11 protein-coding genes are annotated in these 12,623 nt (G+C 70.0%); 6 read left to right on the forward strand and 5 right to left on the reverse strand.

The window, feature by feature from the left end; genetic code table 11:
• The first annotated feature begins 151 nt into the window (after positions 1-151).
• A complete protein-coding gene (locus ACFRIC_RS20305; protein ID WP_006380970.1) occupies positions 152-409 on the forward strand; it encodes a WhiB family transcriptional regulator in 258 nt (85 codons plus the stop codon).
• A 280-nt stretch (positions 410-689) separates the two neighbouring features.
• Here ACFRIC_RS20305 and ACFRIC_RS20310 read toward each other — a convergent pair whose 3' ends face one another.
• Positions 690-2,156 carry a PAS domain-containing sensor histidine kinase gene (locus ACFRIC_RS20310; RefSeq protein ID WP_382788044.1) on the reverse strand — a complete coding sequence of 489 codons (1,467 nt, stop codon included), beginning with the start codon at positions 2,154-2,156 and terminating at the stop codon, positions 690-692.
• A 554-nt stretch (positions 2,157-2,710) separates the two neighbouring features.
• Here ACFRIC_RS20310 and nagB point away from each other — a divergent pair.
• Entirely contained in the window at positions 2,711-3,496 is a 786-nt protein-coding gene (nagB, locus tag ACFRIC_RS20315; protein ID WP_382787557.1) for a glucosamine-6-phosphate deaminase, read from the forward strand.
• A gap of 210 nt (positions 3,497-3,706) precedes the next feature.
• On the opposite strand, the gene ACFRIC_RS20320 is transcribed toward nagB, so the two are convergent.
• From ACFRIC_RS20320 to ACFRIC_RS20335, 4 genes are all read right to left on the reverse strand, one after another.
• Entirely contained in the window at positions 3,707-5,416 is a 1,710-nt protein-coding gene (locus ACFRIC_RS20320) for a glycoside hydrolase family 3 protein (protein WP_382787559.1), read from the reverse strand.
• Between the two features lie 8 nt (positions 5,417-5,424).
• Positions 5,425-6,300 carry a carbohydrate ABC transporter permease gene (locus tag ACFRIC_RS20325; protein ID WP_382787561.1) on the reverse strand — a complete coding sequence of 292 codons (876 nt, stop codon included), beginning with the start codon at positions 6,298-6,300 and terminating at the stop codon, positions 5,425-5,427.
• A complete protein-coding gene (locus ACFRIC_RS20330; RefSeq protein WP_382787563.1) occupies positions 6,297-7,283 on the reverse strand; it encodes a carbohydrate ABC transporter permease in 987 nt (328 codons plus the stop codon). Before ACFRIC_RS20330 ends, ACFRIC_RS20325 begins: the two co-directional genes overlap by 4 nt.
• 157 nt (positions 7,284-7,440) lie before the next feature.
• The gene (locus ACFRIC_RS20335; RefSeq protein ID WP_382787566.1) at positions 7,441-8,724 is read right to left on the reverse strand and encodes an extracellular solute-binding protein; all 1,284 of its coding nucleotides are present in this window, start codon (positions 8,722-8,724) and stop codon (positions 7,441-7,443) included.
• A 437-nt stretch (positions 8,725-9,161) separates the two neighbouring features.
• On the opposite strand from ACFRIC_RS20335, the gene ACFRIC_RS20340 reads away from it, so the two are divergent.
• From ACFRIC_RS20340 to ACFRIC_RS20355, 4 genes are all read left to right on the forward strand, one after another.
• A complete protein-coding gene (locus tag ACFRIC_RS20340; protein ID WP_037620853.1) occupies positions 9,162-9,926 on the forward strand; it encodes a GntR family transcriptional regulator in 765 nt (254 codons plus the stop codon).
• 154 nt (positions 9,927-10,080) lie between these two features.
• Positions 10,081-10,344, forward strand: a complete 264-nt coding sequence (locus ACFRIC_RS20345; protein WP_382787568.1) for a DUF3311 domain-containing protein — start codon at positions 10,081-10,083, stop codon at positions 10,342-10,344.
• On the forward strand, positions 10,341-11,951 hold the full coding sequence (gene mctP, locus ACFRIC_RS20350) for a monocarboxylate uptake permease MctP (RefSeq protein WP_382787570.1): 1,611 nt from the start codon (positions 10,341-10,343) through the stop codon (positions 11,949-11,951). Before ACFRIC_RS20345 ends, mctP begins: the two co-directional genes overlap by 4 nt.
• A 114-nt stretch (positions 11,952-12,065) precedes the next feature.
• Positions 12,066-12,584 carry a GNAT family N-acetyltransferase gene (locus ACFRIC_RS20355; protein ID WP_382787572.1) on the forward strand — a complete coding sequence of 173 codons (519 nt, stop codon included), beginning with the start codon at positions 12,066-12,068 and terminating at the stop codon, positions 12,582-12,584.
• Positions 12,585-12,623 lie beyond the last annotated feature (39 nt).

Consider the following 12,623-nt stretch of genomic DNA (forward strand, 5'->3'; position numbering starts at 1 on the left):
AACATCGGCCCCACAGAGCACCGGAACCCCTCCTCAAATCTTAGGACCACACCAGTCCGTCTGGTTGTCGGCCCTTCACTTGTTGAGGGATTCGTGAAAGCGTTCACATTCACAAGCAACGTGCATGTAATACCAAGGAGAGGTAGCAGCCATGGACTGGCGTCACAACGCCGTTTGCCGCGAGGAAGACCCCGAGCTCTTCTTCCCCATCGGCAACACCGGTCCTGCGCTGCTGCAGATCGAGGAAGCCAAGGCCGTCTGCCGCCGCTGCCCCGTCATGGAGCAGTGCCTGCAGTGGGCGCTCGAGTCCGGCCAGGACTCCGGCGTCTGGGGTGGCCTCAGCGAGGACGAGCGCCGCGCAATGAAGCGCCGTGCCGCCCGCAACCGAGCTCGTCAGGCCACCGCCTGACGTTCCACCCCGCACGAGCCTGAGCTTGGCGGCGCGTACAGCGAGTACGCAACTCCCGCCCCCGAGCCGCAGCGCGCAGTACCCCGATGCGCTTGATGCAACGAGCTTTCAGCCCCGGACCACCTGGTGGTCCGGGGCTCATTGCTGTTCGCGTCCGGAACGTGTCACGCTGAGTGACGAGTGCCGGTGGGGCCGGGCTCCCGCCACCCGCGGGCCTCTCGTGTGATGCCCGCGGACCCCCGGACGGCGTGCGATGCGCACGCGCTCCGGGGGCGGGACGTCACTTGGGCACGACGACCGGGATGTCCAGGAGGACCTGGGTGCCGCGCTCGGGAGCGGGCACCATGTCGAAGCTGCCGCCCAACTCGCCCTCCACCAGCGTCCGCACGATCTGGAGACCGAGGTTGCCCGAGCGGTGCGGGTCGAAGCCCTCGGGCAGTCCGACCCCGTCGTCCTGCACGGTGACCAGCAGCCGGGCCTCCTTGGAGGTGCCGCCGCGCACCGCGGAGACCTCGACGGTGCCCCGGTCGCCCTCGCGGAAGCCGTGCTCCAGCGCGTTCTGCAGGACCTCGGTGAGCACCATGGAGAGCGGGGTCGCGACCTCGGCGTCCAGGATGCCGAAGCGTCCGGTGCGCCGGCCGGTGACCTTGCCGGGCGAGATCTCGGCGACCATGGCGAGCACCCGGTCGGCGATCTCGTCGAACTCCACCCGCTCGTCCAGGTTCTGGGAGAGCGTCTCGTGCACGATCGCGATCGAGCCGACCCGGCGCACGGCCTCCTCCAGGGCTTCCCGGCCCCGGTCCGACTCGATGCGCCGGGCCTGGAGCCGCAGCAGGGCCGCCACCGTCTGGAGGTTGTTCTTCACCCGGTGGTGGATCTCCCGGATGGTGGCGTCCTTGGTGATCAATTCCCGCTCGCGGCGGCGCAGTTCGGTGACGTCGCGGAGCAGGACCAGGGAACCGACGCGGGTGCCCTTGGGCTTGAGCGGGATCGCCCGGAGCTGGATCACCCCGTCGGCGCTCTCGATCTCGAACTCGCGCGGCGCCCAGCCGCTGGCGACCTTCGACAGCGCCTCGTCCACCGGGCCCCGGGAGGGGGCGAGTTCGGCGGTCGTGGTGCCGAGGTTGTGTCCCACGAGGTCGGAGGCCAGACCGATGCGGTGGTAGGCCGAGAGCGCGTTCGGAGAGGCGTACTGGACGATGCCGTCCGCGTCGAGGCGGATCAGTCCGTCGCCGACCCGGGGCGAGGCGTCCATGTCGACCTGCTGGTCGGGGAACGGGAAGCTCCCCGCCGCGATCATCTGCGCGAGGTCGGAGGCGCTCTGCAGATACGTCAGCTCGAGGCGGCTCGGGGTGCGCACCGTGAGCAGGTTGGTGTTGCGCGCGATGACACCGAGGACGCGGCCCTCACGGCGTACCGGAATGGACTCGACCCGGACGGGCACCTCCTCGCGCCACTCGGGGTCGCCCTCGCGCACGATCCGGCCCTCGTCGAGCGCCGCGTCAAGCAGGGGGCGGCGGCCGCGCGGGACCAGATGGCCGACCATGTCGTCCTGGTACGAGGTGGGCCCGGTGTTGGGGCGCATCTGGGCGACCGAGACGTAGCGGGTGCCGTCGCGTGTGGGGACCCACAGGACGAGGTCGGCGAAGGAGAGGTCGGAGAGCAGCTGCCACTCCGAGACCAGCAGATGCAGCCACTCGAGATCGGAGTCGTCGAGGGCTGTGTGCTGGCGTACGAGGTCGTTCATGGAGGGCACGTGTGCGAGCGTACCCGGAGGATCCGACAGGTCCCGAAATCGGCCGCGCGTCCGGGGCTCCAGGGGGCGCCGCAGGGCCCCGGAGACACCCGCGGGCCGCGGCGCCTGAGAGGGACCCTCAACCCTCCCGGCACCGCAGCCCGGAGCAACATCGGCCGTGGGGTGTGCGGTCCCGGTCGGCCGAAGAGAGGAGCCGGTGCAGTCAGGGCAGAGAGCGCCGGTTCCTCGGTCCGTCTTCCTGTGCGGGGAAGACGGAGGCTTGTTCAGTTTCTCAGAGCATTGTGGACTAGACCATGGTTTCGCGTCCATGCGTAGGCGGTCGTGTCCGAACCACGTCCCCATCCCCTGGACCTACGGTCGTCGTCCACCGTCCGCTCATCCAACACCAGGAACTCTTCTCAGGCTATCCCGCTTCGGTCCTTGATACGGGCCGCTCGCCGGGGCGACGCAAGGGTGACGCTCTGCTAGATTGGTCTATACCACATGTGTCCCCCTTCGGATTCGGATGCGTTCCTGAGTCCCCTCTCCAGATCGGCAGGCCCAGCGTGGAAGTTGTCATCGTCCCGGACGCCAAGGCGGGCGGCGAGCTGATCGCCGAAGCCATGGCGGAACTGCTCCGGCGCAAGCCCGACGCGCTCCTCGGCGTGGCCACCGGCTCGACGCCGCTGCCCATCTACACGGCGCTGGCGGCCCGCGTGGGTTCCGGTGCCGTGGACGCCTCGGGCGCGCGCATCGCCCAGCTCGACGAATACGTGGGGCTGCCGGCCGAGCACCCCGAGTCCTACCGCTCCGTGCTGCGGCGCGAGGTGCTGGAGCCGCTGGGCATCGGCATGGACGCCTTCATGGGCCCCGACGGCACGGCGGCGGACGTCCAGGCGGCGTGCGAGGCCTACGACAGGGCGCTGGCGGCCGCCGGCGGCGTCGACCTGCAGTTGCTGGGCATCGGCACGGACGGGCACATCGGGTTCAACGAGCCGTGCTCCTCGCTCGCCTCGCGGACCCGCATCAAGACGCTGACCGAGCAGACCCGGGTGGACAACGCCCGGTTCTTCGACGGCGACATCGCGCAGGTGCCGCACCACGTCATCACCCAGGGCATCGGCACGATCCTGGAGGCACGGCACCTGGTGCTGCTCGCGACCGGTGAGGGCAAGGCGGACGCCGTGGCCGCGACGGTCGAGGGGCCGGTCGCGGCCCTCTGCCCGGCGTCGGCGCTGCAACTGCACCCGCACGCGACGGTGGTCGTCGACGACGCCGCCGCCTCCAAGCTGAAGCTCGGGGACTACTTCCGGCAGACGTTCGCCGCCAAGCCGGCCTGGCAGGGGATCTGACGGATCCGACGGACGGGCCCGGCGGGAGCGCCGGGCCCACCGACGACGGACCGGTGCCGGGCACTCCCCCCGAGGGAGCGCCCGGCACCGGTGCGTGGTGGGGCCGCGAGGCGGCCCGTCGGACAGGCCCCGGGGCGTGTCCGCGAGGTCTCGCCCGCCCTCCGGGCGGGCGACGCGACGTCGCGGACGCGCCCCGGGCGCCCTGACGCCCTAGACGCCCGCGATGACCTCCGCCGCCGCCTGGCCGCACACCCGTGCGGCGCCGTGGGTGGCGATGTGCAGGGCGCCGCGGGGCGCCGACTGGGGCACGCCCATCTCGACCACGACGGTGTCGGGGCGGGAGGCGAGCAGCGTGTCCAGGGCGGCGGCCATCCAGGGGTGCCGGTGCTCGTCGCGGACCACCGCGACCAGGGGCCGTCCGGCGGCGGCCGCGAGCGCCGAGGATCCCGCGTCCTCGCCGGCGAAGCTGCCGGTCTCGGTGCCGGGAAGCAGCCGGGCCAGCTCCGCCGCGACGCCCCAGGGGGTCTCGTCGCCGACGGCGATGTTCGCGACCGGGGTGAGCGCGGCGACGAAGGGGGCCTCGGTGAGCGGCGTGTACGTGGCGGAGCGGGTCACGGTCAGCGCGCGCCGGGCGGCGACCAGGCCCACGTCGGCCGCTCGCGCCACTGTGCCGTCGCCGGCGTCGTCCGGAGCGTCCGTGCCGTCGGAGCTGCCCGTACCGCCCGTACCGGCCGCACCGTGCGCACCATCGGTGACACCGGTACCGCCCGTCCCGTTCACGCCACCGGTACCGCCCGCACCACCCGTACCGCCGGGGGTGTTCGAGCCGTTCGAGCCGTTCAAGCCATTCGTGGACGAGAGGACCACCGGGCCCGGGTGGGCCGGGGAGACCTTCCGGGCCGCGGAGGCCGCGGCCGTCCACTCGGCCAGGGCCCGCACCCGGTCGGCCGCGTCCGCGAGGCGTTCCTCGGGGAGCTCGCCGGCCCGGACGGCGGAGACCAGGGCGTCCCGCAGCCGGCGCACGGTGTCGTCGTCCGCGAGTCCGCCGCCGACGCAGATGGCGTCCGCTCCGGCCGCGATCGCGAGCACGCTCCCCCGCTCGATGCCGTACGTCGCCGCGATGGCCTGCATCTCCATGCCGTCGGTGACGATGAGGCCGTCGTAGCCGAGTTCCTCGCGCAGCAGGCCCGTGAGGATGCGGCGGGAGAGGGTGGCCGGGCGCTCCGGGTCCAGGGCCGGGACGAGGATGTGCGCGCTCATGACGGCCCTGCTGCCCGCGGCGATGGCGGCCCGGAAGGGGACGAGCTCGCGGGCGTGGAGGACCGACAGGTCCGCGTCGATGCGCGGCAGGGCGTGGTGGGAGTCCACCGCGGTGTCGCCGTGGCCCGGGAAGTGCTTGGTGCAGGCGGCGACGCCGGCGGCCTGGAGGCCGGTGACGTAGGCGGCCGTGTGCCGGGCCACCAGGCCGGTGTCGGCGCCGAAGGACCGTACGCCGATGACCGGGTTGGCCGGGTTGGAATTCACGTCGGCGGACGGGGCCCAGTTGAGGTTCACCCCGCACGCGGCCAGTCGGCGGCCGAGTTCGCGGGCGACCTCCTCGGTGAGGGCCACGTCGTCGACGGCGCCGAGCGCGTGGTTGCCGGGGAAGGACGAGCCGGTGCGCACCTCCAGTCGGGTGACGTCACCGCCCTCCTCGTCGATGGCGACCAGGACGTCGTCGCGTTCGGTACGCAACTGGGCCGTCAGGGCGGCCAGTTGTTCCGGCGAGGCGATGTTGCGGCCGAACAGGCCGACGGAGGCGAGACCTTCACCGAGGCGGCGGAGCAGCCAGTTCGGAGCCGTGGTCCCGGTGAACCCGGGCTGGAGCACGGTGAGGGCGTCGCGCGTCAGGGTGTCTGTACCGCTGGCGAATGTCGTCATCGGGGGCGTTATCCCTTCACGGCGCCCGCGGTCAGACCCGCGGCCATCTTGCGCTGGACGAGCAGGAACAGGACGACGATCGGCACGGCCATCATGGTGGCTCCGGCCATCATCGGGGCGTACTCGGTGCCGTGCTTGGTGGTGAAGTTGCCGAGCCAGACGGTGGCCGTCTGGTTCTGCTGGCTCAGCAGCATGAGGGCGTAGAGGTATTCGTTCCAGGCCTGGATGAAGGCGTAGACGGACGTCGCGACCATGCCGGGGGCCAGCAGCGGGAAGACCACGCGGATGAAGGCGCTCGTGCGGCTGCATCCGTCGACCATCGCCGCCTCCTCCAACTCCTTCGGGATGTTGACGATGAAGCCGCGCAGCGTCCACACCGTGAAGGGAAGGATGAAGGTCAGGTAGGTGATGATCAGACCGGAGAGCTTGTCGTACTGGTCCAGGTCGTTCAGCAGCAGGAAGACCGGGATGATCATGGCGACGAGCGGGATCATCTGCACCGCGAGGATGCCCACGATCACAACCTTGCGGCCGCGGAAGGCGAAGCGGGAGATGGCGAGCGCGGCCAGCATCCCGACCGCGATGCCGATCACGACCACCGCGAGGGAGACGATCAGGCTGCGGCCCACCGGGCCCCAGAAGTCGGCGATGTCCAGCGCGCGGCGGAAGTTGTCGAGCGTGAACCCGGTGGGGAACAGGCTCGGATCGGGGTCGATCGCGTCCTTGGCCGGCTTGATCGCCGTGTTGAGCATCCAGTAGACGGGGAAGCCCGCGGTGAGGAAGACGAACAGGCCGAGCAGGTTCCAGCCGAGCTTGGACTTGCGGGGACCGGAGGACTTCCGCCCCGTGGCGGACGTACGCCCGGACGTGGCGACGGCACTCATTCGACCTCTCCGATCTGCAGCATCTGACGCATGTACACGGCGACCACGCCGAGGAGCAGCAGCACGGTCAGCACGGCGATCGCCGACCCCTGCGCGTAGTCGTTGACCACGAAGGCGCGGTCGTACGAGTACGTGGTGAGGAGCTGGAACTCCGCCTCCGGGTGACCGCCCCGCATGACGAAGACCTGCGGGAAGACGCCCATGTCCCAGATGACGGAGAGGGTCGTCAGCATGACGATGATCGGCTTGAGGATCGGCAGCGTGACATGGCGGAAGACGCCCCAGGAGCCCGCGCCGTCGAGCCGTGCGGCCTCCTCCAGCTCGGCGGGGACCTGGGTGAGTCCCGCGCTGAGCGTGATGACCACGAAGGGCACCGCGCCCCAGACGACCAGGAGCATGATCACGCCCAGGCCCTGCCATCCGCTGGCGAACCAGTTGTGGCCGACCATGTCGACGCCGGGCAGCTTGCTGAGCAGCGCGTTGAAGACGCCGTAGTCGGAGTCGAAGAGCCACTTGAAGACCGTGGTGGCCACGATGATGGGCATGCCCCAGCTCGCCACCAGCGCGATGTTGACCAGGGTCTTCACCCAGCCGGAGACGCGCTGCAGGAGCAGCGCGATCAGCATGCCGATGACCATCGTGAAGACGACGGCCCCGCCGGCGAAGACGACGGTGCGGACGACCACCTGCCAGAACTCGTCGTCCGAGAGCACCTTCGTGAAGTTGTCGAGGCCGACCGACTCGGCCGGCTGGAAGCCCCAGAGCTGGGACTGCCCGAACTTCTGGAAGGAGAGCGTGACCAGGCGCACCAGCGGATAGCCGAGGACGACCGCGAGGATCAGCAGGCACGGGGCGAGCAGGGCCCAGGGGGCCGCCGCCGCACCCCGGGTCCGCCGGGCGCGTGGCGCCGTCACGGCGGCCGGTGGTGGTGCCTGCCGCGGCGGCGGCACCTTGGCGGGGGTGGTCGTGTCTGCGGCACTCATCGCGCGCTCCTCAGCGGTCCCTCAGGTCGTACGAAAGCGAAGGCGAAAGCGAAGGCCCGTACGGCCGGGCGTCCGGGGCGAGCCCCGGGGCCGGGCCGTACGGGAGGCAGGGCCCCGCCCCTCCGTGAAGGAGGACCGACGGGGCCCTGCTCTCAGGTCACTTGGTGTTGATGACCTTGTCGATCGCGGCGTCCGCTTCCTTCGCGGCGTCCGCGACGGACTTCTTGCCGGTGCCGATGTTCTGCAGCATGGTCTGCAGGACCTGGGCCTTCTCGACCTGACCCCAGCCCGGCGCCATCGGGACGAACCAGCTCGACTCGGCGGCGGTGGCCGGGACGGCCGTCTTCGGGTCGCTCTGCAGGCTGACCAGGTCGGTCTTGTTGTTGGGCAGGTTGCCCTTGCCCATCAGGACCTTCTGGCCCTTGGCGCCGGTGAACGCGTTGATCCACTCGGCGGCGACCGTCTGCGCCTTCGACTTCACCGGGACGGCGAGGTCGGAGCCGCCCAGGAAGACCGGGAGGTTCTTGCCGGACGGGCCGGGCATCACGAAGTTCTCGAGGTTGCCCTTGAGCTTGCCGGTCTTGTCGCTCTTCGGGTCCTCGGCGGTCGCGCCCTCCCAGGCGGCGCCGAAGATCATGCCCGACTTGCCCTGGCCGTAGACGATGTAACGGTCGGACTCGTCCTTGGTCTTGTCGCCGTGCATGTACTTGTCGACGATGGTCTTGAACTCGTTGAGTCCCTTGACCGACTCGGGCGAGGAGAGGTTGGCCTTCCACTGGCCGCCCTCCTCCTTCGCGATGGAGCCGCCGGCGTCGTAGACGAAGGACATGGCCGCGTACCAGTCACGGGTGGGCTGGTACCAGGCGCTGAACTTGGCGCCCTGCTTCTTCTGGATCTTGTCCAGGTCGGAAGTGAGCTCCGCGTACGTCTTCGGCGTGGACTTCACGCCGGCCGAGGCGGCGACGTCCTTGCGCCAGTTGCCGACGCGGCCACCGGCGTAGTACGGCACGCCGTAGGTCTTGCCGTCGTAGGTCACGGACTCCTTGAGTCCGTCCAGCCAGGCGGCCGAGTTGTCGAACTTCGAGGCGTCGAGGGGAGCGAAGGCGCCCTTGACCATGTAGCCGAGCATCTCGGTGTTGCCCATCTCGACCACGTCCGGCGCCTTGTCGGTGGCGAGGACCGCGTCGAGCTTGGTGTTCTTGTCCGGCCAGCCGTAGTACTCGTGCTTGATCTTGATGCCGGGGTGCTTCGCCTCGATCGCCGTGTCGGCCTGCTTGACCAGCTCGGGCCAGTTGTTCTGCGCGTCGACCGTGAGCCAGACCGTCAGCTCCTTGGCGTCCGCGCCCTTGTCCGACCCCCCGGACTTGTCGTCGTTGCCGCACGCCGCGACGGAGAACATCATGCCCGCGATACCGATCGCGGCTATCAGCTTGCGCTTCACGCCACCCTCCTCAGGGATGCCACAAACCCCCCTGCTCCCCGCGGTGACATACGCCGTGTACCGCCCGTGGGGCCGGGACTGGACCAATGGTGTAGACCAGTACCGGGAGCTTGGCCTAGACCTAGGGGGGTGTCAAGGGTGTGTAAGCCCGTCCAGTCGGCCGTTATGGGACCTACATATGCAAGGACCTTTAAGTAGCCAAGCGGCACAAATTACGGACCCGTTCGCGGCCTGCGAAGGAACCACTTCCGGCCGGTCCGCACCGAGTTCGACGGCACCGTCCCCTCGCGATGGACTAGACCAACAGGTACGCCGACGGTATATAGAGGGGATCACGGAGCGTGCGGGGAACACCCGCACGACGAGCCGTGCCACGATGTGAGCCGTGGCCGACGACATGGCGGTCGCTTCGGCATCCGGAGCCGGGAAGGCAGAGCATGAGCACCGACGTCAGCAGTGCGGAGAACGAGGGTGGGGCGCCCATCCGTACCGCGCGCGTGCCCAAGTACTACCGCCTCAAGAAGCACCTGCTCGACATGACGGAGACGCTGCCGCCCGGTACGCCGGTACCGCCGGAGCGCACCCTCGCCGCCGAGTTCGACACCTCGCGCACCACGGTGCGGCAGGCCCTTCAGGAGCTGGTCGTCGAAGGGCGCCTCGAACGCATCCAGGGCAAGGGCACCTTCGTCGCCAAGCCGAAGGTCTCCCAGGCGCTCCAACTGACCTCGTACACCGAGGACATGCGCGCCCAGGGACTCGAACCGACCTCGCAGCTCCTGGACATCGGCTACATCACGGCGGACGACGCCCTGGCCGGCCTGCTCGACATCACCGCCGGCGGCCGGGTGCTGCGCATCGAGCGGCTGCGCCTCGCCAGCGGCGAGCCCATGGCCATCGAGACGACCCACCTCTCCGCCAAGCGTTTCCCCGCCCTGCGCAGGTCGCTGGTCAAGTACACCTCTCTCTACACCGCCCTGGCCGAGGTGTACGACGTCCACCTCGCCGAGGCCGAGGAGACCATCGAGACCTCGCTGGCCACCCCGCGCGAGGCCGGACTGCTCGGCACCGACGTGGGCCTGCCCATGCTGATGCTCTCCCGCCACTCGCTCGACCGGCAGGGCGAGCCGGTGGAATGGGTGCGCTCGGTGTACCGGGGCGACCGGTACAAGTTCGTCGCCCGCCTCAAGCGCCCGCAGGACTGAGCGACCGGGAGCCGTCCACGGGCACGGGACACACCCCCGTGCCCGACACGAACCCTCCACACACCGTCCGTGCTGCGGTGTTCCCTAAAGCCGGACCGTCCCCTAGATTGCCTGCGCGTTACCCAGGTGATCGATGAGGGGACGGAGTCGCCCGATGTCAGACCTGCCCGAAGTGAAACCACCCGTGGTGACACCGGTACGAGTGGTGATCGCCCTCTGTCTGCTCGCGCCCTTCGTGGCGATGCTGTGGGTCGGCTCCTACACAAAGACCGACCCGGCGTTCATCGGTGTCCCGTTCTTCTACTGGTACCAACTGCTGTGGGTACCCCTCTCCACCCTGCTGACGGTGATCGCCTACCAGTTGTGGAAGCGTGACCAGCGGGCCCGCACCTCCGTGAAGGAGGGGGCGGAAGCATGAACGACGGTGTGAACGGCGTCGCTCTCGGCGTCTTCATCTTCTTCTTCCTGGCCGTCACGGTCATGGGCTTCCTGGCGGCACGCTGGCGCAGGGCCGCCGACGAGCACACCCTCGACGAATGGGGCCTGGGCGGACGGTCCTTCGGCACCTGGGTGACCTGGTTCCTGCTCGGCGGCGACCTCTACACGGCGTACACCTTCGTCGCGGTGCCGGCGGCGGTCTACGCGGCGGGCGCGGCCGGATTCTTCGCGGTGCCGTACACGATCCTGGTCTATCCGCTGATCTTCACCTTCCTGCCCCGCCTGTGGTCGGTCTCCCACCGCCACGGCTATGTGACGACCTCGGACTTCGTGCGCGGCCGCTTCGGCTCCAAGGGCCTGTCCCTCGCCGTGGCCGTCACCGGCATCCTCGCCACCATGCCGTACATCGCGCTCCAACTGGTCGGCATCCAGGCCGTCCTGGACGTGATGGGCGTGGGCGGCGGCGACAGCACCAACTGGTTCGTCAAGGACCTGCCGCTGCTCATCGCCTTCGGCGTGCTGGCCGCGTACACCTACTCCTCGGGGCTGCGGGCACCCGCGCTGATCGCGTTCGTGAAGGACACCCTGATCTACATCGTGATCGCGGTGGCGATCATCTACATCCCGATCAAGCTGGGCGGCTTCGACGAGATCTTCAAGGCGGCGGGCGCCAAGTACACGGCCGCGGGCGCCGGCGGGGTCGTCCCCGCCGAGGCGGGCCAGTGGACGTACGCCACCCTCGCGCTCGGCTCGGCGCTGGCCCTGTTCATGTATCCGCACTCGGTCACCGCGACGCTGTCCGGCCGCAGCCGGGAGGTGATCCGCCGCAACACCACGATCCTGCCGCTGTACTCGCTGATGCTGGGCCTGCTCGCCCTGCTCGGGTTCATGGCGATCGCGGCGGGCGTGAAGGTCACCAACGGCCAGCTCGCCATCCCCCAGCTCTTCGAGAACATGTTCCCCGACTGGTTCGCGGGCGTCGCCTTCGCCGCCATCGGCATCGGCGCGCTCGTCCCGGCGGCCATCATGTCGATCGCTGCCGCGAATCTCTTCACCCGCAACATCTACAAGGACTTCTTCAACCCGGCCGCGACCCCGCGCCAGGAGACCCGGGTCTCCAAGCTGGTCTCGCTGCTGGTGAAGGTGGGCGCGCTGGTCTTCGTCCTGACCATGGACAAGACCGTCGCGATCAACTTCCAGTTGCTGGGCGGCATCTGGATCCTGCAGACCTTCCCGTCGCTGGTCGGCGGTCTGTTCACCCGCTGGTTCCACCGCTGGGCGCTGCTGGGCGGCTGGGCGGTCGGGATGCTCTACGGCACGATCGCCGCCTACGGCGTGGCCTCCCCGACGCAGAAGCACTTCGGCGGCAGTTCGAAGGAGATCCCCGGCATCGGGGAGATCGGCTACATCGGTCTGACGGCGTTCGTCCTGAACGTGGCCGTGGCCGTCGTCCTGACCTTCGTCCTCAGGGCGCTCAAGGCCCCGGAGGGCGTGGACGAGACCTCGCCCGGGGACTACACGGCCGACTCCGGCGATCCGGGCGTCGAGACGGAACTCCCGCCGGCCACGGCGGACGCGACCCACTAGGCGAGCTCCGGGACGGGACCGGCCCACCGGCCGGTGCCGGGACAGTCGTGAACGACGGGCCACCGGTGAAAAACCGGCGGCCCGTCGCCGTGCCGGTCGGGCACACTCGCCCGCATGGACATCGTCATCCGGCCGGCGCGGCCCGAGGAGTACCCCGTCATCGGCGAGATCGCGGCCCGGGCCTATCTCGGGGACGGGCTGCTCGACTTCGGGGAGAGCGACGCGTACCTCACGAGGCTGCGGGACGTCGCGGGGCGCGCGGCCGTCGCCGAGGTGCTGGTGGCCGCCGAGGGGGACCGGGTGCTCGGCAGTGTCACGTTCGCGGCGGACGGCAGCCCCATGGCCGACTCGGCGCACGAGGGGGAGGCCGAGATCCGGATGCTGGCGGTCGCGCGGGAGGCGCGCGGCCGGGGCGCGGGCGAGGCCCTCGTGCGCGCCTGCGTGGCGCGGGCACGGGCCCTGGAGGGCTGCGCGCGCCTCGTGCTGTCCACCCAGCGCACGATGCACAGCGCCCACCGGCTCTACGAGCGCATCGGCTTCACCCGCACTCCGGAGCGCGACTGGAACCCCTTCCCGGAGCTCGACGACATCCGGCTGCTCACTTACGAGTTGACGCTCCAGCACGCTCCGTAGCGCTCTCGGACATCGAGCGGACACAACATGTGGGGGTAG

The organism is Streptomyces sp. NPDC056738, from assembly GCF_042790435.1.
Classification (GTDB): domain Bacteria; phylum Actinomycetota; class Actinomycetes; order Streptomycetales; family Streptomycetaceae; genus Streptomyces.